General features: G+C 69.0%; 25 protein-coding genes. 23 read left to right on the top strand and 2 right to left on the bottom strand.

The features are described 5' to 3' along the window. The 8 genes from mihF (at nucleotide 1) to B5F73_RS02230 (ending at nucleotide 7821) form a co-directional block, all read left to right on the top strand. Nucleotides 1-309 (top strand): integration host factor, actinobacterial type, encoded by a 309-nt coding sequence (gene mihF, locus B5F73_RS02265; protein ID WP_075576522.1) that lies wholly within the window; start codon nucleotides 1-3, stop codon nucleotides 307-309. 2 nt (nucleotides 310-311) lie between these two features. Further along, the gene (gmk, locus tag B5F73_RS02260) at nucleotides 312-917 is read left to right on the top strand and encodes a guanylate kinase (protein ID WP_087225749.1); all 606 of its coding nucleotides are present in this window, start codon (nucleotides 312-314) and stop codon (nucleotides 915-917) included. Further along, complete coding sequence (locus B5F73_RS02255; RefSeq protein ID WP_087225746.1) at nucleotides 892-1176, top strand: DNA-directed RNA polymerase subunit omega; 285 nt, start codon at nucleotides 892-894, stop codon at nucleotides 1174-1176. The genes gmk and B5F73_RS02255 overlap by 26 nt, the downstream gene beginning before the upstream one ends. 8 nt (nucleotides 1177-1184) lie before the next feature. Next, nucleotides 1185-2432 (top strand): tRNA uracil 4-sulfurtransferase ThiI, encoded by a 1248-nt coding sequence (thiI, locus tag B5F73_RS02250; RefSeq protein WP_087225743.1) that lies wholly within the window; start codon nucleotides 1185-1187, stop codon nucleotides 2430-2432. Nucleotides 2433-2614: 182 nt separating this feature from the next. Further along, nucleotides 2615-3253 carry a ComEA family DNA-binding protein gene (locus B5F73_RS02245; protein ID WP_087225740.1) on the top strand — a complete coding sequence of 213 codons (639 nt, stop codon included), beginning with the start codon at nucleotides 2615-2617 and terminating at the stop codon, nucleotides 3251-3253. Next, nucleotides 3246-5579 carry a ComEC/Rec2 family competence protein gene (locus B5F73_RS02240; RefSeq protein WP_087225737.1) on the top strand — a complete coding sequence of 778 codons (2334 nt, stop codon included), beginning with the start codon at nucleotides 3246-3248 and terminating at the stop codon, nucleotides 5577-5579. The genes B5F73_RS02245 and B5F73_RS02240 overlap by 8 nt, the downstream gene beginning before the upstream one ends. A 28-nt stretch (nucleotides 5580-5607) precedes the next feature. Next, the gene (gene holA, locus B5F73_RS02235; RefSeq protein ID WP_087225734.1) at nucleotides 5608-6570 is read left to right on the top strand and encodes a DNA polymerase III subunit delta; all 963 of its coding nucleotides are present in this window, start codon (nucleotides 5608-5610) and stop codon (nucleotides 6568-6570) included. A gap of 315 nt (nucleotides 6571-6885) precedes the next feature. Further along, on the top strand, nucleotides 6886-7821 hold the full coding sequence (locus tag B5F73_RS02230) for a hypothetical protein (protein WP_143803107.1): 936 nt from the start codon (nucleotides 6886-6888) through the stop codon (nucleotides 7819-7821). A gap of 158 nt (nucleotides 7822-7979) precedes the next feature. On the opposite strand, the gene rpsT is transcribed toward B5F73_RS02230, so the two are convergent. Beyond that, entirely contained in the window at nucleotides 7980-8243 is a 264-nt protein-coding gene (gene rpsT / locus B5F73_RS02225; RefSeq protein WP_087225727.1) for a 30S ribosomal protein S20, read from the bottom strand. 107 nt (nucleotides 8244-8350) lie between these two features. Here rpsT and lepA point away from each other — a divergent pair, with 107 nt between their 5' ends. The 14 genes from lepA to B5F73_RS02155 all read left to right on the top strand — a co-directional run bounded on the left by lepA (nucleotide 8351) and on the right by B5F73_RS02155 (nucleotide 23401). Then, nucleotides 8351-10162 carry a translation elongation factor 4 gene (gene lepA / locus B5F73_RS02220; protein WP_087225724.1) on the top strand — a complete coding sequence of 604 codons (1812 nt, stop codon included), beginning with the start codon at nucleotides 8351-8353 and terminating at the stop codon, nucleotides 10160-10162. After that, a complete protein-coding gene (locus tag B5F73_RS02215) occupies nucleotides 10159-11148 on the top strand; it encodes a tRNA-dihydrouridine synthase (RefSeq protein WP_239379762.1) in 990 nt (329 codons plus the stop codon). Before lepA ends, B5F73_RS02215 begins: the two co-directional genes overlap by 4 nt. Nucleotides 11149-11285: 137 nt before the next feature. After that, complete coding sequence (hemW, locus tag B5F73_RS02210) at nucleotides 11286-12506, top strand: radical SAM family heme chaperone HemW (RefSeq protein WP_087225722.1); 1221 nt, start codon at nucleotides 11286-11288, stop codon at nucleotides 12504-12506. Between the two features lie 86 nt (nucleotides 12507-12592). Beyond that, entirely contained in the window at nucleotides 12593-13063 is a 471-nt protein-coding gene (locus B5F73_RS02205) for a dCMP deaminase family protein (protein WP_087225719.1), read from the top strand. A 63-nt stretch (nucleotides 13064-13126) separates the two neighbouring features. Continuing rightward, the gene (locus B5F73_RS02200) at nucleotides 13127-14227 is read left to right on the top strand and encodes a DnaJ domain-containing protein (protein WP_087225715.1); all 1101 of its coding nucleotides are present in this window, start codon (nucleotides 13127-13129) and stop codon (nucleotides 14225-14227) included. Between the two features lie 84 nt (nucleotides 14228-14311). Then, nucleotides 14312-15526 (top strand): molecular chaperone DnaJ, encoded by a 1215-nt coding sequence (gene dnaJ / locus B5F73_RS02195; protein ID WP_087225712.1) that lies wholly within the window; start codon nucleotides 14312-14314, stop codon nucleotides 15524-15526. Next, nucleotides 15523-16791: a MiaB/RimO family radical SAM methylthiotransferase gene (locus B5F73_RS02190; protein ID WP_087225709.1), complete on the top strand. Its 1269-nt coding sequence runs from the start codon at nucleotides 15523-15525 to the stop codon at nucleotides 16789-16791. Before dnaJ ends, B5F73_RS02190 begins: the two co-directional genes overlap by 4 nt. Before the next feature lie 279 nt (nucleotides 16792-17070). Then, the gene (locus tag B5F73_RS02185) at nucleotides 17071-18030 is read left to right on the top strand and encodes a PhoH family protein (protein ID WP_087225706.1); all 960 of its coding nucleotides are present in this window, start codon (nucleotides 17071-17073) and stop codon (nucleotides 18028-18030) included. Then, on the top strand, nucleotides 18027-18539 hold the full coding sequence (gene ybeY / locus B5F73_RS02180; RefSeq protein WP_087225703.1) for an rRNA maturation RNase YbeY: 513 nt from the start codon (nucleotides 18027-18029) through the stop codon (nucleotides 18537-18539). Before B5F73_RS02185 ends, ybeY begins: the two co-directional genes overlap by 4 nt. Beyond that, a complete protein-coding gene (locus tag B5F73_RS02175; RefSeq protein WP_087225700.1) occupies nucleotides 18536-18916 on the top strand; it encodes a diacylglycerol kinase family protein in 381 nt (126 codons plus the stop codon). Before ybeY ends, B5F73_RS02175 begins: the two co-directional genes overlap by 4 nt. Before the next feature lie 18 nt (nucleotides 18917-18934). Beyond that, on the top strand, nucleotides 18935-19846 hold the full coding sequence (era, locus tag B5F73_RS02170) for a GTPase Era (RefSeq protein ID WP_087225697.1): 912 nt from the start codon (nucleotides 18935-18937) through the stop codon (nucleotides 19844-19846). 3 nt (nucleotides 19847-19849) lie between these two features. Continuing rightward, nucleotides 19850-20599, top strand: a complete 750-nt coding sequence (recO, locus tag B5F73_RS02165; RefSeq protein ID WP_087225695.1) for a DNA repair protein RecO — start codon at nucleotides 19850-19852, stop codon at nucleotides 20597-20599. A 159-nt stretch (nucleotides 20600-20758) separates the two neighbouring features. Further along, entirely contained in the window at nucleotides 20759-21037 is a 279-nt protein-coding gene (gene rpsO / locus B5F73_RS02160) for a 30S ribosomal protein S15 (RefSeq protein WP_087225692.1), read from the top strand. A 129-nt stretch (nucleotides 21038-21166) separates the two neighbouring features. Continuing rightward, nucleotides 21167-23401, top strand: coding sequence for a polyribonucleotide nucleotidyltransferase (locus tag B5F73_RS02155; RefSeq protein ID WP_087225689.1), 2235 nt, complete (start codon nucleotides 21167-21169; stop codon nucleotides 23399-23401). Between the two features lie 246 nt (nucleotides 23402-23647). Here B5F73_RS02155 and B5F73_RS02150 read toward each other — a convergent pair whose 3' ends face one another. Next, nucleotides 23648-24793: a hypothetical protein gene (locus tag B5F73_RS02150; RefSeq protein WP_087225686.1), complete on the bottom strand. Its 1146-nt coding sequence runs from the start codon at nucleotides 24791-24793 to the stop codon at nucleotides 23648-23650. Between the two features lie 314 nt (nucleotides 24794-25107). Here B5F73_RS02150 and B5F73_RS02145 point away from each other — a divergent pair, with 314 nt between their 5' ends. Beyond that, the gene (locus B5F73_RS02145) at nucleotides 25108-26775 is read left to right on the top strand and encodes a ribonuclease J (RefSeq protein WP_087225683.1); all 1668 of its coding nucleotides are present in this window, start codon (nucleotides 25108-25110) and stop codon (nucleotides 26773-26775) included. The last annotated feature ends 1 nt before the right edge of the window (nucleotide 26776 follow it).

Below are 26776 nucleotides of genomic sequence, written 5' to 3'. Positions count from 1 at the left end.
ATGGCTCTACCTCAGCTTACCGACGAGCAGCGCAAGGCCGCCCTCGAGAAGGCCGCCAAGGCCCGTCACGAGCGCGCCGAGCTGCGCGAGAAGATCAAGAGCGGCAAGGTCTCCCTCGAGTCCGTCCTCGAGTCCGACGACCCCATCGCCAGCCGCATGAAGGTCTCCACCCTCATCGAGTCCCTTCCCGGCTATGGCAAGGCCAAGGCCGCCAAGATCATGGACGAGCTGGGCATCTCCGCATCCCGTCGCGTCAAGGGCCTGGGCGCCCGTCAGCGCGAGCAGCTCGTCGAGGCCCTCACCAAGTAGAGTTGGCCAGAAGAGCTCGAGTCTTCGTAGTCTCCGGACCGTCAGGCGTAGGCAAGGGCACGCTCGTCTCGCTTCTGCGCGAGCGGGTGTCCTGCCTGGGGCTGACGGTCTCTGCGACGACGAGGGAGCCTCGCGAAGGTGAGAAGGACGGCGTCTCCTACCACTTCATGGACGACGCCGAGTTCGACCGTCGCCTCGCGGCGGGGGAGTTCCTGGAGTGGGCGTGGGTCCACGCCCATCGCTACGGGACCCTTCGCAGCGAGGTCGAGCGCGTCCTCGCGGGCGGGGAGTCCGTCGTCCTGGAGATCGACGTCCAGGGCGGCCTCGCCGTCCGCTCCGTCATGCCCGACGCGGTCCTCGTGTTCGTCGAGCCCCCCAGCATGGCCGAGCTCGAGCGGAGGCTGCGCGGCCGCGGCACCGAGAGCGAGGAGCAGGTGAGCCTGCGCCTCGAGAACGCCCGGTCCGAGATGGAGCGCGCCGCGGAGTACGACGTGCGCATCGTCAACGACGACCTCGAGCGCGCCTGCTCCGAGCTGCAAGAAGTGATACACACGTACGAGATGGACGGAGGTCCCTCACAAGATGTCCGTGATCAAGCCCGAGATTGACAACCTGCTCGACAAGACCGAGAACAACCCGTTCCTGCTCTGCTCGATCGCCTCGAAGCGCGCCTGCGACATCAACAACATGGTTCGCGGCCAGCACCTGCGCGTGACCGCCATCCAGGACTTTGACGACATCACCACCGTCGTCTCCGGCAAGGACCCGGTCTCGGTTGCCATGCAGGAGATCGAGGAGGGCACCCTCGGCTTCGTCAAGGAGGACTTCGACGAGGACATCAAGGGCGCCAACGTCATCTCCCTGTAGGTCGCTGCATGACCGAGAGACTCTGCCTCGTCCACTACCACGAGATCGGCCTCAAGGGGAAGAATCGCTCGACCTTTGAGAACCAGCTCGTCACCAACCTGCATCGCGCCCTCCGGGACTTCCCGGTCTCGGCCATCTCCCGCATCTCCGGCTACATCGTCGTGGAGACCGAGGACAGGCTCGCGAGCGACGAGCTCGCCGCTGCGATCAGGCGCGTGCCCGGCGTGGCGCGCGTCTCGCTCGCCTACAAGTGCGGGCTCGACGAGGGCGAGTACTGCTCCGCCGCCGTGCGCGCGCTCGGCGAGGCGGGCGACTTCGCGAGCTTCAAGGTGCACGCCCGTCGCTCGTCGACCACCTACGCCGTCCACACGCTGGACATGAACAGGATCGTCGGGTCGGTGCTCTGCGAGTCCTTCCCCGACAAGAAGGTCGACGTCCACCACCCTGACGTCACCGTCGTCGTCCACGTGGTGCAGGGGTCCACCTACGTCTACGCCTCCTCGGCCCCGGGCGTGGGCGGCCTGCCCGTCGGCACGGCCGGCAAGGTCGTCACGCTGCTCTCGAGCGGCTTCGACTCGCCGGTCTCCACCTGGATGGTGGGACGTCGCGGCGCCATCTGCGTCCCGGTGCACTTCTCGGGACGCCCCATGACCGCCGACACCAGCGAGTGGCTCTGCCAGGACATCGTCGGGGCGCTCGCCCCCTCGGGCACGATCGGCCGCCTCTACGTCGTCCCGTTCGGGGAGCGGCAGCGCGAGATCTCCCTCGCCGTGCCCCAGAGCCTGCGCATCATCATGTACCGCCGCATCATGCTCCAGGTCTCCGAGCGGATCGCCCGGCTCGAGGGCGCCAAGGCGCTCGTGACCGGCGAGTCCCTCGGCCAGGTTGCCTCCCAGACACTCGAGAACATCGCCGCGGTCAACGAGGCCGTGACGATGCCCGTCCTGCGCCCGCTCATCGGCTCGGACAAGCAGGAGATCATCGCGCGCGCCCACGAGATCGGGACCTATGACATCTCGTGCCAGACGGCGCCCGACTGCTGCACCCTCTTCATGCCCCGCAGGCCCGAGACGCACGCCCGCATGGACGACGTGCTCGCCGCCTGGGAGAGCTTCGACCACGCCGGCATGGTCGACGACCTCGTCGAGCACGTCGAGTGGAGGGACTTCCCGCAGTGCCCCTCCTACCACGCGCCGCGCGGCGCCCTCAGGGACCACCACCGCGAGCTCGCCCCGGCGAGCGTCGGCGAGCGGTAGGTGCCGCGACCGCCCGCGGGCGGCACGAACAACCTCAGAGCGACGATGGCGCCCTCGGAATCGAGGGCGCTTCTCGTCTCGCGACAGCCTCGTGACAGCCAGCGTCAGTCTCGTGCGCGACTTTTTCGCGGCGGGGGACGCGGAGCCGTCGCGCAGAGCGATGCTTGTGCGGGGGTGGTCTCATGGCACAGGCTCGATTTGGGCCCGGCGGGCAGGCGAGAAGGACGGCACGGAGGTTCGGGCTGCTCGGATGGGGCGTCGCGGCGACCGTCGTCGTGGGCGTCGCGGTGCTCGCGGCCCTTCTCGGCCCCGCGCTGACGGGCGGCGGCGTGAGCGTGGAGCGCGCCGACCCCGCGGCGCGGCAGGAGGAGCCGGCCGGGGAGGAGACCCCTGTCGCGAAGACGCTCGTCGTCCATGTTGACGGGGCGGTGACGAGCCCGGGCGTCTACGGGCTCCCGGAGGGTGCCCGCGTCGGCGACGCCGTCGACGCCGCGGGCGGGCTGGCCGAGGGTGCGGACACGACCGCCCTCAACCTCGCGGCGCCGCTCTCCGACGGGCAGAAGGTCCTCGTCCCCATCGAGGGCGAGGCCGGCGGCGCCGGGGCGCAGGAGGGGTCGGGGACGGGGGCTGGCCTCGTCAACCTGAACACCGCGGGCGTCGAGGATCTCGACGAGCTGCCGGGCGTCGGCGAGGCGACGGCCCGTGCCATCGTCGAGGACCGCGAGCTGAACGGGCCCTTCTCCGCCCCCGAGGACCTCATGAGGGTGTCGGGGATCGGGGAGAAGAAGTTCGCGCGCCTCGAGGGGATGGTCTGTGTCTAGGGCGCCCGAGCGGCCCGAGCGCCCGCTGCTGCCGCCCTCCCTCTGGGCGCTCGTCGCCGTCGTCGCGGCGTCGCGCGCCCTTCTCGGCGCCGGAGTCGGCCCCGAGGGGCGCGCGACTCTACTTGCAGCCTCGCCTCTCGTCACCCTCGCGGCCTGCGCGCTGCTGGCGGGGGTGGGGGCGAGGGGCGCCGTCGCCACGGTCGCGGCCGTCGGCCTCTCGCTCTCCTGTGCGGTCGCGTCCTGCGGCCTCGAGCTCGGCCGCCAGGAGTCGCTTGCGGACCTGCTCTCGAGCAGCCCGGTGTCCGGCTGGGAGATGGTCGTCGAGGGGGACATGAGCGAGGGCGCGTCCGGCTGGCGCGGCCGTGCGCGACTGGCGGCGGGCGGGGGCTCGTTCTGGCTGCTCTGTGACGAGCCCCTGTCGATGGGCGACTCCGTGACCTGCGTCGGGCGCTTCTCGCCCAACGAGGAGGACGAGTGGGGCGCGAGCTCGCGGGCCCAGGGCCTCGCCGGGACGGTCCGCGTGGTGAGGGTGCTGGAGCGCCATGGGGCGACGGGCGCATGGGGCATGGTGCTCGGGCTGCGGGAGCGTGTGCTCGCGAGCCTCGACGCCGGCTCGTCCGACGCGCGCGCCCTCGTCGCGGGGACCGTGTGCGGGCACGTCGGCGCGATGGGGGAGCGGGGGCTCGACGAGCTCTTCGCTCGCTGCGGGATCTCGCACCTCGTCGCGGTGTCGGGCGGTCATCTCGTCCTCGTCACGGGGATGGTTGGGGTCGCCCTCGGACGCACGCGCCTTCGTCCCCTCCCGCGCCTGTCGATGACGCTGTTCCTGACTGGCCTTTTCGTCGCGTTCTGCGGCGCCCCGGCGTCCGCCGTGAGGTCCTGGGCGATGACGCTGGTGGCCGCGGCGTCGCATCTCGCCGGTCGCCGGGCGCACCCGCTCTCCTCCGCGAGCCTCGTCGCACTCGTCATGGCGCTCGCGGACCCCGGAGTGACCGGGCAGCTGGGCTACCTGCTCTCGGTCATGTGCGTGTGCGGAATCTGCGCCCTGGGCCCGTACGTCGGCTACGTCGCCGGCGTCGTCCTCGCACGACGGGGCTCGCGCGCGGCGCGGGGGAGGGTGGGCGCCGCCCTGCGCGCGGCGGGGTCGGACGCGCGCCAGGCACTCGCGATGACCCTCGTCTCGCAGGTCGTGACCGCTCCGCTCACGTGCGTCACGTTCGGGACGCTCTCGCTCGTGGCGCCGCTCGCCAACGTCCTTCTCGCCCCGCTGTTCTCCGTTCTGCTCGCGCTCGGCCTCGCCTCCGCCCTGCTCGCCTGGCTGCCCCCGGCGCAGGAGCTCGCCCTGCTCGGCTGCGAGGTCGTGGGGGCGCCGCTCATGGGGGTCGCGCGTGCGCTGGCGTCTGCGCCCGGCGCCTGCGTCGCCGTGAGCGTCGACGAGGGGACAGCCCTCGTCGCCCTGGCCCTCGCCCTGGCCGCCATGCTCCTTGCGTGGCCGCGCGTCTCGAGGCGCGCGGTTCTCGCCGCGGTCGCGCTGATCGCGGTCGCCGGGCTTTCCTGGCATCTCAGGTGGCGCCTCTTCGCGCCCGCCTGCGTCAGGGTGCTCGACGTCGGCCAGGGTGACGCGATCCTCGTGACCGACGGCGCCTCCTCAGCCCTCGTGGACACGGGGCCGGGCGAGGCGGTGGTGGGCGCCCTGGCGCGAAGCAACGTCGCCCATCTCGACGCCGTTGTCCTCACGCACCTCCACGCCGACCACGCGGGCGGCCTCGACGACCTTCTCGCCGTCATCGGCGTCGACGTGCTCGTCGTGCCGGAGGGAACGGACGCCACGGGCCTCGCCGAGGGAGTCGAGGTGTGCGAGGTGGGATACGGCGACGTCCTGCGCGTGGGAGGGTTTAGCATGCGGGCCGTCTCGCCCGTCGAGCCGGCGGCGGGGGAGGGCAACGAGGGATCGCTCGAGCTGCTGGTCAGCTATGCGGAGGATGGCCGGTCGCTCACCGCCCTTCTCGCCGCCGACGCCGAGCGCGAGGAGACGGGTGCGGCGGTCGAGCGCGGTGACGTCGGCGACGTGGACCTCCTCAAGGTCGGGCACCACGGCTCCGAGGCCTCGCTCACGCCAGAGATCGCTGCTGCGCTCTCCCCGGAGGTGAGCGTCGCGAGTGCGGGCGAGGGCAACGGCTACGGGCATCCCGACCCAGCTTGCGTTGACATCCTCGAGGAGGCGGGCTCGGTCTTCCTGTGCACCATGGACGTGGGCGACGTGTGCGTGGAGCCCGGCGCGGAGGGCCCCGTCGTGAGCTGCCAGAGGGATTGGGTGCTACCCTAGGGGGACCAACCACAGGGAGGAGGGCCCCATGGCCGAGAAGGGCGAGCTGCTGCCGGCGTATCTGATCGTGGGGCCGGACGAGCTCAAGCGAAACCAGGCGGTCGCGCGGCTGCGCGCCCGCGTCGACGGACCCTTCGCTATGTTCAACCTGGAGGAGGTCGTCGCCTCCGCCGACCTCGAGCCCGTCGAGCTCCTCTCGTCGCTCAACACGCTGCCCATGGGCGGCGAGCGGCGCGTGGTCGTCGTCGAGGCCGCCGAGAAGCTCCCCAAGGCCACCTCGGAGGCCGTCATCGACTACCTCGAGAGTCCCAACGAGAGCTGCACGCTCGCGCTCGTCGCCACGACCCTGGCCAAGTCGACGCGCCTCTACAAGGCAGTCGCCAAGGTCGGAGCGCGATCCGTCATCGAGTGCGCCGCCAAGAAGGGCCGGGACCTCCCGCCCTACGTGCAGAAGCTCGCCGCCTCGCACGGGGTCACGATCGGCGTCGACGCCGCGCGCGAGCTCGTCGCGCGCGTGGGGGACTCCACCACGATGCTCGACAGGCAGATCCGCTCGCTCGCCGCGCTCCTCGGCGGCTCGGGTGCCATCACGACCGACTTCGTCGAGGCCAACGTCGCGCGTGTCGCCGAGGTCAAGCCCTGGGAGTTCCTCGACCGTCTCGCCGCGCGCGACGCGCACCGCGCGCTCGCCCTCTACCGGTTGCTCGACGGCTCCGCCCTGGGGCTGCTCTCGCTCGTCGTGACACGGCTCAGGGAGCTCGTCTGCGCCCGCTCGCTCGACGCCCGAGGTTCCGCCTCGGCGCTGGCCTCCGAGCTCGGAAAGCAGGACTGGCAGGTCAAGAACTACGTCAGGTGGTCCCGCGCCTTCGGCGACGGTGAGCTCGAGTCCCTGCTCGACGCCTGCGCCGGCGCGGAGCGCGCCCTCAAGAGCGGCGCCGACGAGCAGGCCGAGATGGTCCGTCTCATCACCCGCGTCTGCGGCGTGCGCTGAGCCCCTTCTCCCTCTCTCAGGCGAATAACGCACAAAATCGTACATGTGCGTTAAATTCACCTGCGAATATAAAAAGTGGTGCTTGATTTTGTGCGTTGTTGCGGGAGGTGCGCCATGCCCCTTACGTTCGATCGACTCACGGCGCTTCGTGCGCTTCGCGTGTACCGTGCTTCCGGGCGGCCCCTGCCCAGCGTCCGCTGCGATCTGGCCTTGCCTGATCCGAGCCCGCGTCGGCGCTGGACGTCAGGCCTGATTCCGCTCGAGCCCCTTGCGCTCGAACATCCGCCGAGCTCCTCGGAGCCGATCGAGGTGGTCGTGCCCCGACAGGAGGATCGCCTGCGGGGGAGCTTCGTCTCCTGCCGCATGCGCGCGAGCAGCCTGCCTGAGGAATCGTTCGTCGACCTCGGCGACGGCATTTCCATTCCCTGTCCGGAACTGCTCTTCCTTGAGCTCGTGGAGGTCATGGAGCCAGCCGTGCACGCGCTTCTCGGCTATGAGCTGTGCGGGACGTACGTGCGCTCGGCATCCGACCCGCGCCTCGGTGCTGTGACCTATGACGTTGCTCCTGTGACCTCCGTGGAGCGCATCGGTGAGTATCTCGACAGGGTGGGCCGTAGGAAGAGCGTTCTTCTCGCCCGGCGAAACCTCACGTATGTTGCAGACAACGCCTGGTCACCCATGGAGGCGGTGGTTGCCCTCATGGCTCGTCTGCCCCCGGAGGAGCTGGGCTATGGCTTTGGGGAGATCGACCTCAACGTACGACATGGCGCGACTCCCGAGCTGGTCGCGCTGGGATGCAGGGACTCGCGTGTCCCTGACATCGAGCTCAGGGGTCTGCGCGTGGGCTTCAACTACGATAGTCACGATCATCTTGACCTCGACTCGATTGCCGGGGCGCAGACGGAGGAGGACTCCGTGCGTGCAGCGGCCAAGGTTCGCGAGAAGTACGTCGACGACCTCAGGAGAAATCGCGAGCTTGTAGCGTCTGGCTGGGTGATACTCCCCGTCACCTCGGAGGACCTGTTTGCTCCCAGGGGTCTTGACGCCGTCATGCTCCAGGCGGCGATGGCGGCGCAGGAGCTGGTTGGGGGAACCGTGTTGCAGGACGTTCGCGCAGTCGTGTCTGCGGGGTCTCAGAGCGAGCGGCGCCAGGAGCTCGTCTGGTCGCTCCTGCCGTGGAGGCCCGGGTCGTGGCATGCTCGTAAGTTTGCTGCCTGGAGGCCGTGGGGGCATCTTGTCACCGGGCAATAACGCACAAAGTCGTACATGTGAGTTAAATTGACCTGCGGATATAAAATGCGGTGCTTGATTTTGTGCGTAAATCCTTAGGTCGCAGGTGGGAGCGCAACAAAAAAGGGACCCGGGCAGCACCCCGGGTCCCTTTCACAAGACGTGCGAGAAGAACGAAGCTACTTGATGGTGTTGACGAGCTTCTGGACACCGCTCTTGCGCTGAGCGGCCTGGTTCTTGTGGATGATGCCCTTGGAAGCGGCCTTGTCGAGCAGACGGCCGGCCTTGTTGGCGGCAGCCTGGGCGGCCTCGACGTCCTTGGCCTCGACGGCGGAGCGGACGGCCTTGACGGCGGTCTTGAGCTCGGAGCGGACAGCGCGGTTGCGCTGGCGGGCCTTCTCGGCGGTGATGATGCGCTTCTTCTGAGACTTGATGTTAGCCACGTGCGGTTCCTTTCGAATACTTCTGTTCTGAGGCCTCTGCTTGAGACACGGTGAGGTCAGCTTGCTGAGTATAGCATGCGCGCGACCACTTCGCTATCATTCACCTCATGTCTATGACCGATACCTCACATATCCGCAACTTCTCGATCGTTGCGCACATCGACCACGGCAAGTCGACCATCTCGGACCGCATCCTCGAGCTCACCCACACGGTGGAGGAGCGCGACATGGAGGCCCAGCTGCTCGACACGATGGACATCGAGCGGGAGCGCGGCATCACCATCAAGTCCAACGCCGTCCGCGTGACCTATGATGCCGACGACGGCGAGACCTACCAGTTCAACCTCATCGACACGCCGGGCCACGTCGACTTCACCTACGAGGTCAGCCGCAGCCTCGCGGCCTGCGAGGGCGCCGTCCTGGTGGTTGACGCCACACAGGGCGTGGAGGCGCAGACCGTCTCCAACGCCAACCTGGCCATGAACGCCAACCTCGACATCGTGCCGGCGATCAACAAGATCGACCTCCCGAGCGCGCATCCCGACGAGGTCAAGGAGGAGATCGAGGAGGACCTCGCCATCCCGGCGGACGACGCCGTGTGCGTCTCCGGCAAGACCGGCGAGGGCATCCACGACCTGCTCGAGGCCATCGTCCTTCTCGTCTCCCCGCCAAAGGGGGACTACGACGCGCCGCTCAAGGCCCTCATCCTGGACTCCTACTTCGACGAGTACCGCGGCGTCGTGGCCACGGTGCGCGTCTTTGACGGCCACATCGCCAAGGGCGACCAGCTCACTATGATGCAGGCGGGGGTGGGCTTCCTCGTGGACGGCGTGGGCGTCAAGCGCCCGGCCGAGCAGCTCGTGGACGAGCTGGGCGTCGGCGAGGTGGGCTTTGTCGTCACGGGCCTCAAGAACCCCGAGGCCGTGCGCGTGGGCGACACGCTCACGTCGGCGTCCCGCCCCTGCGCCGAGGCACTGCCTGGCTACCGCGAGGCCAAGCCGATGGTCTACACCGGCATCTTCCCGGTGGACAACAAGGACTACGAGAACCTGCGCGACGCCCTCGAGAAGCTGCGCGTGAACGACCCCTCGCTCACGTGGAGCCCCGAGACGAGCGTGGCGCTGGGCTTTGGCTTCCGCGTGGGATTTCTGGGGCTCCTCCACATGGAGGTCGTGAAGGAGCGCCTGGAGCGCGAGTTCGCGCTGTCCCTGATTGCCACGAGCCCGTCGGTCGACTACCACGTCTACAAGACCGACGGCACGATGCTCGAGGTCCGCAGCCCGCAGGACCTGCCCGACGTCACCCGCATCGAGCGCATCGAGGAGCCGTTCCTCAAGGCCAAGGTCATCGTGCCGCCCGAGTACACGGGGGCCGTCATGCAGCTCGCCATCGAGCACCGCGGCATCACGCAGGACATGATCTACCTCACCGAGAAGTCCGTGGAGATGCACTTCGACATCCCGCTGGCCGAGCTGATCCTCGACTTCTTCGACCAGCTCAAGAGCCGTACCAAGGGCTACGCGAGCCTCGACTACGAGTTCTCGGACTACCGCCCGAGCGACCTCGTGAAGCTCGACATCCTGCTCTCCGGCGACGAGGTGGATGCCCTCAGCTTCATCGTGCACCGCGACAAGGCGTACGCCCTCGCGCGCGGCCTGTGCGACAAGCTCAAGGAGATCATCCCGCGCCAGCAGTTCGAGGTGCCCATCCAGGGCGCGATTGGCAACAAGATCATCGCGAGAAGCACCGTCAAGGCCGTGCGCAAGGACGTCTTGGCCAAGTGCTACGGCGGCGACATCTCGCGTAAGCGCAAGCTCCTCGAGAAGCAGAAGGAGGGCAAGAAGCGCATGAAGCAGATCGGCTCCGTGGAGGTGCCGCAGGAGGCGTTTCTCGCCGTCCTCAAGGTGGACGACCAGTGACGGCCGCCGAGGTCCTGGCCGCCCACGCTCCCGCCGCCAACCTTGCCCCCGAGCTGTCTGCCTGGGACGGCGAGCTCGCCGGCAAGCTGCTCATGGCTCCGATGGCGGGCGTCTCCGACGCGGCGTACCGCCTCATGGCGCGCGCCGGCGGCGCGGCGCTGGCCTACTCCGAGATGGTCTCGTGCGCGGGGCTCCACTACGGCGAGAAGAGCTGGGAGCTCGTTGACCCCGACCCGGCGGAGCCCGACATCGCGGTGCAGCTCTTTGGCTCCAAGCCGGAGCTCTTCCGCGAGTCCGCGGAGCGCGTCGCTGCGCGCCTGGGCGAGAAGCTCGCGCTCATCGACATCAACATGGCTTGCCCCGTGCCTAAGGTGACCAAGAAGGGCGAGGGGTCGGCGCTGCTGGAGAAACCCGCGCTCGCCGCGAATATCGTGCGCGCGTGCCGCGAGGGGGCGCCCGGTGTGCCCGTGACGGTGAAGATCCGCCGCGGCCGCTACATGGGGCAGGAGGTCGCCCCGGAGTTCGCGCGCGCGATGGAGGACGCCGGCGCCGCCGCGGTGGCCGTGCACGGCCGCTTTGCCACGCAGATGTACCACGGCGAGGCCGACTGGGGCGCCGTGAGCCGCGTCGCGGACGCCGTCAGCGTCCCCGTCATCGCCTCCGGCGACGTCCTCTCCCACGACGCCGCGCTCCGCGCGCTCTCCGAGACCGGTGCGTCGGCCGTCATGGTGGCGCGCGGCACCTACGGCAACCCGTGGGTCTTCTCAGGCCACGAGCCGAGCGCCGCCGAGAAGGTCGCCGCGTTCGAGTGCCACGTGCGCCTGCTCGAGGCCACGGGCGCCCACCTCAAGCGCGCCCGCAGCCTTGCGGGCTGGTACTTCAAGGGCATGCCCGACGCGGCACGCTGGCGAAACGCCGCCATGAGCTGCGTCACCGCGGAGGAGTTCCTCTCCGTTGCCGCCGAGGTCCGCGCCCACGTGCTGTAGAGTGTGTGCCAGCGGCTCGCGTGACTTTTGCGGCCGCAAAACTGGGCTAAGTTTTTTGCTCAACTGGGAAAACGTGATTTCTCACGCGACTTTTGCGGCCGCAAAAGTCGCGGTTTGACGCCGGTGAGGAAAGGCACATGGTCGGAGCCCTCTACCTTCACATACCGTTCTGCGCGCGGAAGTGTGCGTACTGCGACTTTGCGTCGTGGGCCACGCCTGCGGGCGACGCGCTCATGGGCGCTTACGCGTGCGCGCTCGGGGAGCAGCTCGAGGAGGCCGCGTCGCTTGGTCTGCTCGAGGGCTGCGAGACGGCCTACGTGGGCGGCGGAACGCCCACGCTCCTGGGCGAGAAGGACCTCGGACGGCTTGTCGAGAAGATCGTGGCCGTGGCCGCCCCCTCCGAGCTCACCTGCGAGGCCAATCCAGACTCGCTTTCCGACGAGGTGCTTCTCGCCGTACGCGAGGCGGGGGCGACGCGGCTCTCCATCGGCGTCCAGAGCCTGGACGACGGGGAGCTCCGCGAGCTCGAGCGCCTGCACGACGCGGCGTGCGCCCGCGAGCGCGTCGAGGCGGCCGTGGCGACGGGGCTCGAAGTCTCGGTCGACCTCATGTGCGCGACGCCGGGGCAGACGCCGGCAAGCTGGGACCGGTCGCTCAAGGGGGCGGTTGCCCTCGGTGTGGGTCATGTGAGCGTCTACCCGCTCCAGATCGAGGAGGGGACGCCCCTTGACTGTCGCTTCGCCGACGACCCCTGCGCCTGGAACGACCCGGAGGTCCAGGCCGAGAGAATGACGGAGGCTCAGGTGGCGCTCGAGGCTCGCGGCTACCACCGCTACGAGGTCGCAAGCTATGCGCGCGCAGGTAAGGAGTGTCGTCACAACAAAGCCTACTGGACGGGTTCACCCTACCTGGGACTTGGCACGGGCGCCTCGAGCATGCTCGACCTCGAGGGCTACCTGAGGCTTCGGCTCCGTTGTCCGCGGCTTCCGCGGCCGCCTGAGGACGCCGTGCGCGCGCGTCTCACGGTGGAGACGGGTCGCCGGGAGCTTGCCGCCGATCCGCGCCTCTCCGCGCTGTCCCTCTCGCTCGAGTTCCTGAACGAGGACCAGGCCGTCGCCGAGGACCTTATGCTCGGGGCCCGTCTCGTGGAGGGCCTGCGCCCCGAGCTCGTGGTACGTGCCCGTGAGCTCTTCGGCGCGCGGCTCGACGATACTGTCGATGCCCTTCTCGCCCGTGGCCTCCTGGCCGAGAGGGACGGTCGGCTCGTACCCACCGAGCAGGGCTGGCTCCTCGGCAACGAGCTCTACGGCGCCCTCTGGGGCCTCGCCCCCGGCGAGGTCGCCTCCGCCCGCTGCTAGCCGCGCGGCTGCCCTTCTCGCCGACTCTTGCGCCGCACCCGCAAATGCGGCATGCTAGCAGCACAAACGTCGAGGAGGGGAGTGCTATGCCGGGAAAGCGCACCGACGTCATCAGCTGGGACGAGTTCTTCATGCGGGTCGCCATAGCTGCCCAGCTGCGCAGCAAGGACCCCAACACGCAGGTCGGCGCCTGCATCGCCGATACCAACCACCGCATCCTCTCGGTGGGCTACAACGGCACGCCCTCCGCGCTCAACGACGACGAGTTCCCCTGGGGCACCGACGAGGACCCGCTCCACGACAAGCACAACTACGTCATCCACGCCGAGGCCAACGCCATCCTCAACTACCGCGGCTCGCTCAAGGACATGACCGACGCCACGGTCTACGTCACGCTCTTCCCCTGCCACGAGTGCGCCAAGACGCTCGTGCAGGCCGGCATCGGCGAGGTCGTCTACCTCGACGACAAGTACGACGGCACCGAGGACAACCTGATCTCCAAGAACATCCTTCAGCGATGTGGGATCGCGTACCGCCAGATTGCGCTTTCTGAATAGAGGCTGTCGGGCGCGGTTATACTGATAGGGTTCTGAGCACCGCGCATACGGGAGACCCGCCACATGGCTTCTATGAACGACAAGGACTACTACGCCATCCTGGGCGTCGAGAAGGACGCCTCGACCGACGAGATCCGCAAGGCCTTCCAGCAGAAGGCGCGCAAGCTCCACCCCGACGTCAACAAGGCCCCCGACGCTGAGGAGCGCTTCAAGGAGGTGTCGGAGGCCTACGCCGTGCTCTCCGACCCCGACAAGCGCAAGCGCTACGACGCCATGCGCTCCGGATCCCCGTTCGCCGGCTACGGCGGCGGCGCGTCGCCCCAGGGCGGCGGCTACTCCGACCCGTTCGGCTTTGGCGGGCCCTTCGGCTGGGGGCCGTTCGGCGGAGGCACGACCTCGCGCCGCCGCTCGCGCGCGTACCGCCCCCGGGCCGGCGCGGACGTAGTCTACGAGCTCACCGTCGACGCGGAGACCGCGTCCAAGGGGACCCGTCGCGGCGTCACCTACCAGCGCTACGCCGCCTGCGGCGTCTGCCACGGGTCGGGGTCGGTGCAGTCCGACCACCCCGAGACCTGCCCGACCTGCGGGGGCCGCGGCCACATCACCGTTGACACCGGGCTCTTTGGCGTCATGGCGATGACCTGCCCCGAGTGCGAGGGCACCGGGCGCGTGGTCGCCGACCCGTGCTCCGCCTGCGGCGGCTCCGGCCGCACCCTCACGGCGAGCGAGGTCGTCGTCGACGTCCCGGCCGGCAGCCATGACGGAGACGAGGTCCGAGTGGCCGGCATGGGCAACGCCGGCACCAACGGCTCCGAGGCCGGCGACTTCGTCTGCCGCGTCTGCGTGCCCGAGGAGCGCCTGACGCAGCGTCAGGCCAACGGCTGCAACCTCATCGGCTTTGCGCTGCCGTTCCTCGTCCTCGGGCTCGTCACGGGGGTGCTCTCCTCCTTCGCCCTCTTCGTCACGCTCATGATCGTCTTCGGGGTCTACCTCGTCGCCCGCGACGGCTTCCGACGCGCCCCCCGCTGGTGGAGGAGCGCGGGCCTCGCGGTGCTGAACGGCGTCTCCAACGGCTTCTTCATCGCGCTCTTCCTCGCGATGATGTTCTCGTGCAGCGCAGGCCTCGGCACGAGGGGCTACATGGGGGGCATGTACGTCATCTAGCACAAGCTCACGGTCATTCTCGGCGGTGCCCCGCGTGGGAACCGCCTCGCACACTGTCACGCACGTCTGGGGAGATAAGGGAACGTGGAACCAAAGAGGGACTACTACGAGGTGCTCGAGGTGCCTCGCGATGCCGACGCAAAGACCATCAAGCGCGCCTTTCTCAAGAAGGCGCGAACGCTGCACCCGGACGTGAACGACGCCCCCGACGCCGAGGAGCGCTTCAAGGAGGTCAACGAAGCCTACACCGTGCTCTCCGACGACCAGAAGCGCGCCAACTACGACCGCTACGGCGACCCCAACGGCCCGGCGGGCTTTGGCTCCGACTACGTCGACGTCTCCGACATCTTCGGGGGCGGTGGCTTTGGCTTCGGCGACATCTTCGACTCGTTCTTCGGCGGCATGGGCGGCCGGGGCTCGGGCGGCCAGGCGCAGCGCACGCGCGGGCGTGACATGGGCATCCGCCTCACGGTCACGCTCGAGGAGGCGGCCGCCGGGTGCACCAAGACCGTCGCCTACACGCGCCTCGCCCCGTGCGAGGACTGCGGCGGCTCGGGCGCGGCCGAGGGCGGGCAGCTCCGCACCTGCGAGCGCTGTCACGGCACGGGCCGCGTCGTGGAGGTCCAGCGCACCATCTTCGGCCAGATGCAGACCCAGGGGCCCTGCCCCGCCTGCAACGGCCAGGGCCAGGTCATCGACCATCCCTGCGAGACCTGCGGCGGGCAGGGGCGCACGCCCTCGCGCGAGAAGGTCGAGGTCGAGGTGCCCGCGGGCGTCCACTCCGGCCAGACCCTCACCATCGAGGGCAAGGGCGAGGCGGGCCTGCGCGGCGACGCCTGCGGCAGCCTCGTCGTGAGCGTTGAGGTTGCCGAGAGCGAGCGCTTCGAGCGCCAGGGTGACGACCTCTACTGCACCGTGACCGTTGACGCGCTGCAGGCCATCGTCGGCACCACGGTGACCGTCGACGGCATCCTCGAGGGCGAGCGCGTCACCGTCCGCGTGCCCGCCGGGTGCCAGTTCGGCCAGCGTGTCGTCGTGGAGGGCTGCGGCATGCCCCGCATGGGCATGGTCGCGCGCGGCAGCCTCGTCGCGGTGGTCCAGATCGAGACCCCGCGGGACCTCACCGCCTCCCAGCTCGACGCCGTCTCCGCCATCGTTTCCGCGCGAGGAGGGGAGGGCACGGCCGAGAAGGACCTCGAGCCCGAGGGCTTCTCCGCCGCGGCCGAGAACGCCGCGGAGCACTTCGCCCACGAGCGCTGGCACGCCCCCAAGAACCCCTTCAAGGGGGACCGGAGGTGAGCGAGTCCCACGGCGTGGCGCTCATCAATCTCGGGTGCCGCGTCAACCGCGTCGAGCTCGACCACATGGCGCTCGACCTGGAGCGCGCGGGTGCCGTCCTCACGCCGGAGCGCGAGGCGCGCGTCGTGATCGTCAACACGTGCGCCGTGACCGGCGAGGCGGAGGCCAAGACGAGGAAGGCCGTCCGCCGCGCGGCGTCGCTGCCGTCGACGCCGCTCGTGATCGCGACCGGCTGCGTGGCCAACCTCTTCGCCGACGAGCTCGCCGCGCTCGCTCCCAACGTGCGGGTCGAGAAGGACAAGGCCGCCGTCGCCGCCATCGCGGCCGAGGCGCTCGGGCTCGCCGGGGACGCGCGCGAGCCAAGCCCCTCCTGCGACGCCCCCACGCCGACGGGTCGCACCAGGCCCGGCATCAAGATCCAGGACGGCTGCGACAACCGCTGCACCTACTGCATCGTGTGGCGCGCCCGCGGCGCCGCCCGCTCGATGGCGCCCGAGGACGTCCTCGACGCCGTGCGCGCGGCCCGGGCGAGAGGCGCCCGCGAGGTCGTGCTCACGGGTATCAACCTGGGAAGCTATCGCGCCGAGGACCGCGCGGGCCGCGAGCTCGCCCTGCCCGCCCTTCTCGACCTCGTCCTCGGGGAGACCGACGTGGAGCGCGTCCGGCTCTCCTCGATCGAGCCGCCCGACGTCACCGACGAGCTCTGCCGCACGATGGCGCTCGCTGACGGGCGCATCGCGCCGTTTCTGCACGTCTGCCTCCAGGCGGGCTGCGACGAGACGCTCAGGCGCATGGCGCGCGTCTACCGCACGGACGACTTCAGGCGCGTGGTGGAGACCGCCCGCGAGCACCTCCCGGGCGTCGCGCTCGGCACCGACCTCATCGTAGGCTTCCCCGGCGAGACCGACGACGACTTCGAGCGCTCCCTCGAGTTCTGCCGCGAGATGCGCTTCGCCAAGATGCACGTGTTCCGCTACTCGCGGCGTCCCGGCACGCCCGCCGCGACGATGGAGGGCCAGGTCGATCCCCACGTCATGGCCCGGCGCGGCGAGCGGTCCCGCGAGCTCGCCGACGAGATGCGCCTCGCCGAGGCGCGGCGGCTGGTGGGCGCCCGGGACCTCGCCGTGGTGCAGTACCCGGGCCGCGGCGTCACGGGAGGGCTCTTCGATGTCCTTCTCGACCCCTCGATTCCCGTTGACAGCCTCGTCCCGGTGCGTCTGACCGATGTCCGCGACGACGCGACCCTCCTCGCCGAGCCGCTGTAGCGCCCGCTCCACGCACCCGCTGGCACCCGTCCCGTCGCCCGATACCTCTCCTCCTTGGGATAACACGCAGAATCGACTTTTTTCTCAAAACCCATCTGCGGATATAGAAAGCTGTGCTTGATTCTGCGTGTTATCGGATTTGAGCGACGGGGCGAGAAGCGCGACGGGGCGAGAAGCGCGACGGGGCGAGAAGCGCGAGCGCCCGCGCCGCCGAGGGCCACGGGCGAGACGGGGCCGCGGTTGGTCTATCATCAGAGCCGTAGCCGTCCCAGGAGGAACATGGAGCCAACGCAGGTTCGTCTCACCATCCCAGACTCAGTCGACCCGACCGCGCTCATGGGCCCGGCCGACTCCCTGCTCCGACGGGTCGAGGCGGGCTTCGACGCCATGGTCTCCGTCCGCGGCAACATCGTGAGCGTCTCTGGGCCCGCCGACGTCGTCGACCAGGTGACCTCGGTCTTCTCGCGCCTGATCCGGCTCGTCGAGATGGGGGAGAGCCCCACCCCCGGCGAGGTGGACGTCATCATCGAGCAGGTCCGCCACGGAGCCGAGCGCGCCGTCACCGCCGGCGACGACATCCTGCTCACCTTCCGCGGCCGCGCCATCAGGCCAAAGACGGCCGGCCAGAAGCGCTACGTCGACGCCATCCGCAGGAGCACGGTCACCTTTGGCCTGGGCCCCGCGGGCACCGGCAAGACCTACCTCGCCATGGCGATGGCGGTCGCGGCCCTCAAGCGCCGCGAGGTCGGGCGCATCGTGCTCGCGCGCCCCGTCGTGGAGGCCGGCGAGTCGCTCGGCTTCCTCCCGGGAACGCTCGCCGAGAAGCTCGACCCCTACGTGCGCCCCCTCTACGACGCGCTCTTCGACATGACCGACATCGAGAAGGGCAACGTCCTCATCGAGCAGGGCATCATAGAGATCGCGCCGCTCGCCTACATGCGCGGGCGCACCTTCAACAACGCCTTCGTGATCCTCGACGAGGCGCAGAACACCACGCCGGAGCAGATGAAGATGTTCCTCACGCGCCTGGGCTTCTCGTCCACCTTCGTGGTGACCGGCGACGCCTCGCAGCGCGATCTGCCGGGGGAGGGCGGCCTGGACTCGGCCCGCCGCGTCCTCGAGGGCATGGAGGGCGTCTCCTTCGTCGACCTCGACCGCAACGACATCGTCCGCCACGCGCTGGTCGCGCGCATCGTGGACGCCTATGAGCGCGACGCGCAGGAGAGGGGGCAGCGATGAGCGCGAACGAGTACGACGTCACCTGCGACGAGGGCGTCGTCTTCGCCCTCGGCGAGGAGGAGGTCGCCGCCGTCTGCGACCGCGTGCTCGCGGAGGAGGGCGTGACGAGGCCGTGCATGGTCTCCGTCTCGCTCGTCGCCGACGAGCGCATCCGCCAGATCAACGCAGAGTGGCGCGGCGTCGACGCGGCGACCGACGTCGTCTCGCTCGAGTGCGAGCGCCCCGACGACCCCGCGCTCGCCCCCGGCGAGCCCTGCGAGCTCGGCGACATCGTGCTCGCTCCCGCCTACGTCGCCCGCCAGGCCGCCGCCTTCGGCACGACCGAGGCCGACGAGAGCCGCCTTCTGCTCGTGCACGGGCTGCTCCACCTGCTCGGCCACGACCATCTCGACGAGGCGAGCGCCGAGGCGATGGAGGCGCGCGAGGACGCGCTGCTCGCCCTCGTGCACACCGACGGCACGCTCGACCGCGTCGTCATCACGCGACACCGTGAGGAGGAGGGCGCATGATCCCCGGCTCCAAGAGCGACCATCCCGGATTCCGCAAGAGCTTCCTCTTTGCCATCCAGGGCTTTCGCACCGCCATCGCCACCGAGCGCAACATCAAGGTCATGCTCGCCGTGGGCGCCTGCGCGGTCGTGGCCGGTCTCGCGCTGCAGCTCGACCTCCTGAGCTGGGCCATCGTCCTGCTCTGCTGCGGCGTCGTCATCATGGCCGAGCTGCTCAACACCGCCGTGGAGACGGTCGTCGACCTGGTCTCGCCCGAGTTCCACCCGCTCGCCGGCCGCGCCAAGGACATCGCCGCGGCGGCCGTCTGGGTGCTCTCGTGCATTGTCGCCGTCGTGGGCGTGCTCGTCTTCGCCAACGCGATCATCGCGCGCCTCTAGCCTTACCAAGGAGTCTTCATGACCGAGAAGAACGTGCCATTCACCAGCGGGTTCGTCGCGCTGGTGGGTCGTCCCAACGCCGGCAAGTCAACGCTTCTCAACGCCATCATGGGCGAGAAGCTCGCCATCACGAGCCCCGTCGCGCAGACTACGCGCCGCCGCATGCGCGCCGTGGTGAACACCGACTACTCCCAGCTCGTGATCATCGACACGCCGGGTCTGCACAAGCCCAAGGACGCCCTGGGCTCCGAGCTCAACAAGAGCGCCCTCGGCGAGCTCGCGGACGCCGACGTCGTGGCGTTTCTCGTCGACGCGACCAAGCCCGTGGGCCGCGGCGACGAGTGGGTGGCCAACCACGTCGCCCGCGCGGACGCGGACTACAAGCTGCTCGTGCTCACGAAGGCCGACGTTGCCAAGCCCGACCAGGTGGCCGCCCAGCTCGAGGCCGCCCGAGCGCTCGCCGACTTCGACGACGAGCTTGTGGTCTCGGCGACCGAGGGCTTCAACGTGGACGCGTTCGTCGAGCTCGTCTCGGCACACCTTCCCGAGGGCCCGCGGTGGTTTCCCGAGGACATGGACGTGGACGCCTCGCCCGAGGAGCTCGTCGCCGAGTTCGTGCGCGAGAAGCTCTTCCTGCACCTTCGCCAGGAGCTCCCGCACTCCGTGGGCGTCCTCTGCGACGACATCGACTTCACCGACGACGACCACGCCACCATCACGGCGACGATCCTCGTCGAGCGCGAGGGGCAGAAGGGCATCGTCGTCGGCCGTGGGGGCCAGATGATCAGGCAGGTGGGGACCGAGGCGCGCCGTGACATCGAGCGCCTGCTCAACTGCAAGGTCTTTCTCGACCTCACGGTCCGCGTCTCGCCGGCGTGGCGCCGCGACGAGCGGCAGATCCGCCGCCTCGGCTACTCCGTGGAGGAGTAGGCGGTGGCCGGTCGCCGCACCTATCGCACCCGTGCCATCGTGCTCGACCGCACCAAGCTGGCCGAGCAGGACCTCATCCTGACGCTGCTCGCCGCCGACGGCAGCCAGCTGCGTGCCGTCGCCAAGGGGGCGCGCAAGCCGGGCGGGCGCCTCGCGGCCCGCGCGGAGCTCTTCTGCGAGTCAGACTTCCTGCTGGCGGCGGGGCGCTCCCTCGACGTCGTGAGCGAGGCGCAGACCGTCGAGCCGCACGCCGGGCTCCGCGGCGACTACGAGCGCGTCGCGGCGGCGAGCGCCGTCGCCGAGGTCGCCCGCCTCACCTGCTACGAGGACGCTCCGGACCGCTTCCTCCACCCGGTCTGCTCCCGCGCGCTCGCGGCGTGCGAGGAGGCCGCCGACCGCGCCCACCTCGACCTCGTGGTGGCGGCCTACGTCTGGAAGGTGCTCGCGCACGGGGGCTGGCGGCCCGAGCTGGAGACGTGCTGCGCCTGCGGCGACGCCGACGTGACGTACTTCTCGGCCGCGGCCGGCGGCGTCCTCTGCGAGAGCTGCGCCCGCGAGGTCGCCGGCGCGCAGGAGGTCTCTGCCGCGCAGCTCTCCTGGCTGCGAGCGCTCCTGACCAGCACCTTCGATGACCTTCTCGCCGCGCCAATCGACGCCGCGACGTCACTCTTCCTGCTCGGGTCCGCCCATCTGTGGGCCGCCACGCACCTCGACGCGCGCCTCCGCGCCATGGAGTTCTGCCTCAGCGCGTGAAACGGCCGGCGCGCCCGCTTCGTGGATTTTCTGCCGAGAGGGACGCGCGTCCGCCGCTGTGGTACACTACCGCAGGTCAGTACCCCGTACCTGGTGGCCCGCCAACTGCCTGACGGCCATCCCAGTTCGGGGCGAATCTATGTGAAAGGTGGTTTTGACATGGCAGTTTCCAAGGAGCGCAAGGCCGAGCTCGTCGCCCAGTACGGCGCCAACGACAAGGACTCCGGTTCCGCCGAGGTGCAGGTTGCCCTGCTCACCGAGCGCATCAAGGGCCTCACCGAGCACATGAAGGTCCACCCGAAGGACTTCCACACCCGCCGCGGCCTGCTGATGCTCGTCGGCAAGCGTCGCCGCCTGCTGTCCTACATCAAGGCTCGCAACATCGAGGAGTACCGTACCCTCATCAAGAGCCTCGGCATCCGCGACAACATCCAGTAAAGCGGTTCTTCGGAGGGGCGCCCGCGGGCGCCCCTTCTTTGGTTTGTCCGCGAGAAGCGCGGACGGGCGGCGGAATCGCCGCCAAGACGGCCCGCCTGCAACGGGGCAGGCGGAGATAAGGGAAAAGAAATGGCTAAGGTTACACACGAGTTCGACCTCTACGGCAAGCACTACGTCCTGGAGACCGGCGAGCTGGCCAAGCAGGCCACCGGCGCCTGCCTCGTCAAGTGCGGCGACTCCACGGTCCTTCTCACCGCGGTGGTCTCCAAGGAGCGCAAGGACTACGACTTCTTCCCGCTGACGGTCGACTTCATCGAGAAGATGTACGCCGTGGGCCGCATCCCCGGCGGCTACCTCAAGCGTGAGGCGCGCCCGTCCGAGAAGGCCACCCTCACGGCCCGCATGATCGACCGCCCGCTGCGCCCGTCCTTCCCGGCCGGCTTCCGCAACGAGGTCCAGGTCGTCGCCACCACGCTCGTGGCCGATCAGATCAACCCGGTCGACACCATCTGCATCATGGCGGCCTCCGCGGCCCTCACCGTGGGCGGCGTGCCCTTCGAGGGCCCGCTCGCCTGCGTGCGCATCGGCCGCGACCGCGACACCCACGAGTTCATCGTGAACCCCACCTACGAGGAGCGCGACAACTCCGACCTCGACCTCGAGCTCGGCGGCGCCGAGGGCTTCATCTCCATGCTCGAGGCCGGCGCCGAGGAGATCTCCGAGGAGGACATGCTCGCTGCCATGGCCTTTGGCCAGGAGGCCATCGCCGCCTTCTGCGCCGAGCAGAAGAAGTTCTTCGACAAGGTCCGCGAGGTCAACGGCGAGTTCCCCGTCCGCGAGTACATCCTCGACGAGCCCATCCCCGAGGTCCACGACCGCGTCTTCGCCCACTACGACGAGATGGAGGCCGCCCTCAAGGACGCCGACAAGCTCTCCCGCATCGGCAAGGTCGAGGCCCTCAAGGCCGCCATCAAGGCCGAGTTCACTGAGGAGGAGCAGGCCCAGTGGAGCCGCGCCATCCCCGTGGAGCTCAAGTCCCTCGAGAAGCACGCGATGCGCCTCATGGTCGTGGAGACCGGCGAGCGCGTCGACGGCCGCACGCCCACCGAGGTGCGCCCGCTCATGGTCAAGGGCGACTACCTCCCGCGCGTCCACGGCTCGGGCCTCTTCCAGCGCGGCCAGACCCAGGTGCTCTCCATCTGCACCCTCGGCATGCTCAACGAGTGGCAGCGCCTCGACACCATCGAGCCGGTCGACGGCAAGCGCTACATGCACCACTACAACTTCCCGCCGTTCTGCACCGGCGAGACAGGCCGCATGGGCAGCCCCAAGCGCCGCGAGATCGGCCACGGCAACCTCGCCGAGCGCGCCCTGCTCCCCGTGATCCCGTCCGAGGACGAGTTCCCCTACACGATCCGCGTGGTCTCCGAGGTCATGGAGTCCAACGGCTCCTCCTCGATGGGCTCCACCTGCGGCTCCACGCTCGCCCTCATGGACGCCGGCGTGCCCATCAAGCGCCCCGTCTCCGGCGTTGCCATGGGCCTCATCCAGGAGGAGGGCAAGACCGTCGTCCTCACCGACATCCAGGGCCTCGAGGACTTCCTCGGCGACATGGACTTCAAGGTGACCGGCACCACCAAGGGCATCACCGCCATGCAGATGGACAACAAGGCCACCGGCCTCACGCCCGAGATCCTGCGCTCCGCCCTCATGCAGGCGCACGAGGGCCGCATGTTCATCCTCGACGCCATGCTCGACGCGGTGCCCTCCGTGCGCGAGAAGACCAAGGAGTCCGCGCCGCAGATCATCAGCCTCCAGATCCCCACGGACAAGATCCGCGACGTCATCGGCTCCGGCGGCAAGGTCATCCGCGGCATCCAGGAGGACACCGGCGCCACCGTGGACATCCAGGAGGACGGCACCGTCTTCATCGCGGGCGTCGGCGGCGCCGGCGACGCGGCTGCCGAGCGCATCAAGGCCATCGTCAAGGTCCCCGAGGTGGGGGAGGAGTACACCGGCCGCGTCGTGGGCATCCAGCCCTTCGGCGCCTTCGTCGAGCTTCTGCCCGGCAAGGACGGCCTGCTCCACATCTCCCGCGTCGCTCAGGGCCGCGTGGACAAGGTCGAGGACGTCCTCAACATCGGCGACGAGGTCAAGGTCCGCGTCCTCGAGGTCGACGAGAAGGGCAAGATCAGCCTCGACCGCATCGACAAGCCCGAGGCTCCGGCCGGCTCCGGCCACGGCCGCTCCCACGAGGGCGGCGAGAAGGACCGCGGCCACCGCGAGCACCGTGGTCCGCGCCGTCGTCCCGGCGACAACGGCGGCGACGAGCGTCCGCGTCCGCGCCGTCACCACGGAGCGTAGCGACTCTCACGTCCTCTGACGCATAAGGGCGGCCCGGGTGTTCCTAGGGGGCACCCGGGCCGTCTCGTCGCTCGACCGGGTCTGATGGGACCCTGTTCTTCTCGCCAGCCGTCTGGGCAGAAATATCACGCAGAATCACCTTTGACTTTATATATTCCCAGGAGCTGTTTGAGAAATAAGTCGATTCTGCGTGTAATTTGCCAGGGGCCGCTTCCAACGGGGTCGTGTCTGGCGACGGGACGCGCTCTACCACCGCAGCGAGTAGCGTACGCCCGGCTTCCGCCAGGGCATGGCCTCGAGGACCCTGCGCGCGTGGGACACTCCCGGCCGCCAGGGGAGCAGCGACCATATGAGTTGCTGACGCGGCTCGGCGTACGATTTCGTCTCGACGAGATTTCGGACGTCAGCGGCGCTTATGCCGTCGACTTCCTCCCGGGCAAGCGCCGCCTCGAGCATGACGGCGTCGAGGCCGCCCGGGGCGAAGAGGTCGGCGGACGTGACCGGGAGAATCAGACGTCCCATTGCCATAAGCTCGCGGTTTCTCAAGATGTCGTCGCGGCTCTTCTCGCGCACTTCTCGCATGATCTTCTCGGCGTCCTTACCGGTGCGAGCGGACTCGAGAATTGCCTCGAGATTCAGATGCTGACTGCCGTCATAGTTGAACCCAACGTGCGTTCCCACGATCTCGATGTCCGGCACGCGTGACGCACGCGCCCCCAACAAGACCAGGTCCTCCGAGGTCTCGTGTCTCACGTTGAGGGAGATCTGCCCGAGGCCGTACCCCTGCTCGCTCGGGGGAAGCAGCGCAAAGAGGGCGATGAGGGCCTCCATGGGCGACCAGGCGTTGTCGCGCGCGCTGGCGAGGTTGTGAGCGCAGAGGGCCGTCCCGTTCCTCCTGCCGTAGCGCGCGAGGTAGGACCTGATGCGCTCGACGCTCGTGACGGGCGGGACGCCAAAGACGGACGTCCCGAGGCGTGGGTCCTCGGGGTCGCGCGCGTACGTGCCCGCGAGCTCGTATGCCAGCAGCGCGTGTGCCTCGGGCGACAGGTGGGAGGCCATGCGCAGATAGAGGAGCTCCGGGCACGGTATGACCAGGCCGTTATCGAGGTCGACGAACGACCCCTCGGGCAGCTTTCCGAGGACGTGCGCCCTGACAAACGACGCCTGGGGCCTGCCGATGGCGGTGGGGGACAGAACGTGCAGGGGGTGCTCCTCCGAAGGTGCGCACGGCAGGGCGAGAAGATCAAGCGGTACGAGCCTCTCCGTCCATCTGCGCTGAGGCGAGGGGTCCGGCACGGGAAGGTCGATGCGCGCCTGGGGGAGGGCCTGGCCCGTGCGGCGATAAACCCGCAGTGCACGTAGCGCGCTCGGTCCGTCAAGGGGGAGAATCACCGTGCCTCCTTTGCCTGTACGGGTGAGTCTGAGGGTCGGGGTGGTGATGCCGTGCCTCCGACATCCTTTCCTCACGATATCACGCAGAATCAACTTAACTTATACATAAACCGAAATAACTTTGAAGATAAAGTTGGATTCTGCGTGTTATGTGCGAGAAGAACCCGCGGGGACCGCGGCGACGCTTCGCGTGAAGCCCTCGTGGAACCTCTCGGAAGTGCGCCCTTCTCGACTACAATTGACCCGTATGCGAACTGGCACGGCCTCGGGCCGTCTCACATAGGAAAAGACCATCCGAAAGGAACCACCCAGGAATGCCCAAGAAAGACATCGCGCTCAAGATCATCCCGCTGGGGGGCTTGGACGGCATCGGCAAGAACATGACCGCCTTCGAGTACGGGGACGACATGATCCTGGTCGACGCCGGCCTGATGTTCCCCGACGAGGGACAGCCCGGCATCGACCTCATCCTGCCCGACTACACCTACGTCCTGGAGAACGAGGAGAAGCTCCGCGGCATCATCATCACCCACGGGCACGAGGACCACACCGGCGCCCTTCCGTATCTGCTGCAGGACCTCACGCGCAAGGTCCCCGTCTACTCCAGCAAGCTCACGCTCGGCATCATCCAGGGCAAGTTCGACGAGCATGGCATCAAGAACCCCAAGACCCGCGAGGTCAGCGACGGCTCCACGATCACCCTCGGCGCCTTCACCGTCACGTTCTTCTCGATGACGCACTCGATCCCGGCCGCGTTCGGCGTCTTCATCCAGACGCCGGCGGGCACGGTCATGCACACCGGCGACTTCAAGTTCGACCAGACGCCGATCGACGGGCGCCGTCCCAACTTCCACGCCATCAACAAGTTTGGCGCGGCCGGCGTCGACCTCCTGCTCTCCGACTCGACCAACGCCACGCGCCCGGGCTTCACACCCTCCGAGGCCGCCGTGGGCCGCGACATCCGCCACGTCATCAAGAACGCCCGCGGTCGCGTCTTCGTGGCGGCGTTCTCGAGCCACATCCACCGCCTGCAGCAGATCTGCGACGCCAGCGTGGCGGTGGGCCGCAAGGTCGTGGTCACGGGCCGTTCCATGCTCACCAACACCCGCGTGGCGCGCGAGCTCGGCTACCTCAAGATCGACGAGGAGAACATCATCGACGCCTATGACGTCGACCGCATCCCCGACGAGAAGGTCGTCGTGCTGTGCACCGGCAGCCAGGGCGAGCCGCTCTCCGCGCTCGCGCGCATGGCGACGGGCGAGCACAAGTCGCTCTCCATCCACGAGTCCGACACCGTGATCATCTCGGCCACGCCCATCCCCGGCAACGAGAAGAGCGTCCAGTCGATCATCAACGCGCTCTCCAAGATCGGCTGCGAGATCTACGACAAGTCCAAGGGCACGGTCCACGTCTCCGGCCACGCGAGCCAGGAGGAGCTCAAGCTCATGCTCGCCATGGCCAAGCCCCGCGCCTTCATGCCCGTCCACGGCGAGGCCCAGCACCTCCGCGCCCACGCCGAGCTCGGCGTCCAGATGGGCGTGCCGCGCTCCAACGTCTTCGTGCTCGACAACGGCGACTCGCTCGAGATGGTCAAGCACAAGGTCCGCCGCGGCCGCGCCGTCGAGTCCGGCGTCGTCTACGTCGACGGCGGCACCGTCACCGAGGCTAACCCCGTGGTCCTGCGCGACCGCCAGAAGCTCGGCGCCGACGGCGTCATCACCGCCAGCGTCGTCATCTCCAAGCGGGGCCGCTCCGTCTGTGCCGTCGAGGTCTACGGCCGAGGGCTCTCCTCCTCGGCCGACGAGCTGCTGCAGGGCGAGGCGCGCGACGTCGTCGACGCGCAGGTCTCCAAGCTCCTCGGCTCCGGTGACGGGGCGAGCGTCGACGCGCTCAGGCGCGGCGTCAGAAACGCCCTGTCCAACCTGCTCTGGAACAGGACTCACACGCGGCCGATGGTCATCCCGGTCGTCATGGAGGTCTAGT

The organism is Olsenella sp. An270 (assembly GCF_002159735.1).
In the GTDB taxonomy this organism is placed as follows: domain Bacteria; phylum Actinomycetota; class Coriobacteriia; order Coriobacteriales; family Atopobiaceae; genus Thermophilibacter.
This window is presented reverse-complemented; position numbering and strand designations above follow the sequence as displayed.

What these genes read in the sequence shown, in the direction of transcription:
- mihF (WP_075576522.1), top strand. Translation starts at nt 1, where the DNA reads ATGGCTCTACCTCAGCTTACCGACGAGCAGCGCAAGGCCGCCCTCGAG.
- B5F73_RS02255 (WP_087225746.1), top strand. Translation starts at nt 892, where the DNA reads ATGTCCGTGATCAAGCCCGAGATTGACAACCTGCTCGACAAGACCGAG.
- thiI (WP_087225743.1), top strand. Translation starts at nt 1,185, where the DNA reads ATGACCGAGAGACTCTGCCTCGTCCACTACCACGAGATCGGCCTCAAG.
- B5F73_RS02245 (WP_087225740.1), top strand. Translation starts at nt 2,615, where the DNA reads ATGGCACAGGCTCGATTTGGGCCCGGCGGGCAGGCGAGAAGGACGGCA.
- holA (WP_087225734.1), top strand. Translation starts at nt 5,608, where the DNA reads ATGGCCGAGAAGGGCGAGCTGCTGCCGGCGTATCTGATCGTGGGGCCG.
- lepA (WP_087225724.1), top strand. Translation starts at nt 8,351, where the DNA reads ATGTCTATGACCGATACCTCACATATCCGCAACTTCTCGATCGTTGCG.
- hemW (WP_087225722.1), top strand. Translation starts at nt 11,286, where the DNA reads ATGGTCGGAGCCCTCTACCTTCACATACCGTTCTGCGCGCGGAAGTGT.
- B5F73_RS02205 (WP_087225719.1), top strand. Translation starts at nt 12,593, where the DNA reads ATGCCGGGAAAGCGCACCGACGTCATCAGCTGGGACGAGTTCTTCATG.
- B5F73_RS02200 (WP_087225715.1), top strand. Translation starts at nt 13,127, where the DNA reads ATGGCTTCTATGAACGACAAGGACTACTACGCCATCCTGGGCGTCGAG.
- B5F73_RS02185 (WP_087225706.1), top strand. Translation starts at nt 17,071, where the DNA reads ATGGAGCCAACGCAGGTTCGTCTCACCATCCCAGACTCAGTCGACCCG.
- ybeY (WP_087225703.1), top strand. Translation starts at nt 18,027, where the DNA reads ATGAGCGCGAACGAGTACGACGTCACCTGCGACGAGGGCGTCGTCTTC.
- B5F73_RS02175 (WP_087225700.1), top strand. Translation starts at nt 18,536, where the DNA reads ATGATCCCCGGCTCCAAGAGCGACCATCCCGGATTCCGCAAGAGCTTC.
- era (WP_087225697.1), top strand. Translation starts at nt 18,935, where the DNA reads ATGACCGAGAAGAACGTGCCATTCACCAGCGGGTTCGTCGCGCTGGTG.
- rpsO (WP_087225692.1), top strand. Translation starts at nt 20,759, where the DNA reads ATGGCAGTTTCCAAGGAGCGCAAGGCCGAGCTCGTCGCCCAGTACGGC.
- B5F73_RS02155 (WP_087225689.1), top strand. Translation starts at nt 21,167, where the DNA reads ATGGCTAAGGTTACACACGAGTTCGACCTCTACGGCAAGCACTACGTC.
- B5F73_RS02145 (WP_087225683.1), top strand. Translation starts at nt 25,108, where the DNA reads ATGCCCAAGAAAGACATCGCGCTCAAGATCATCCCGCTGGGGGGCTTG.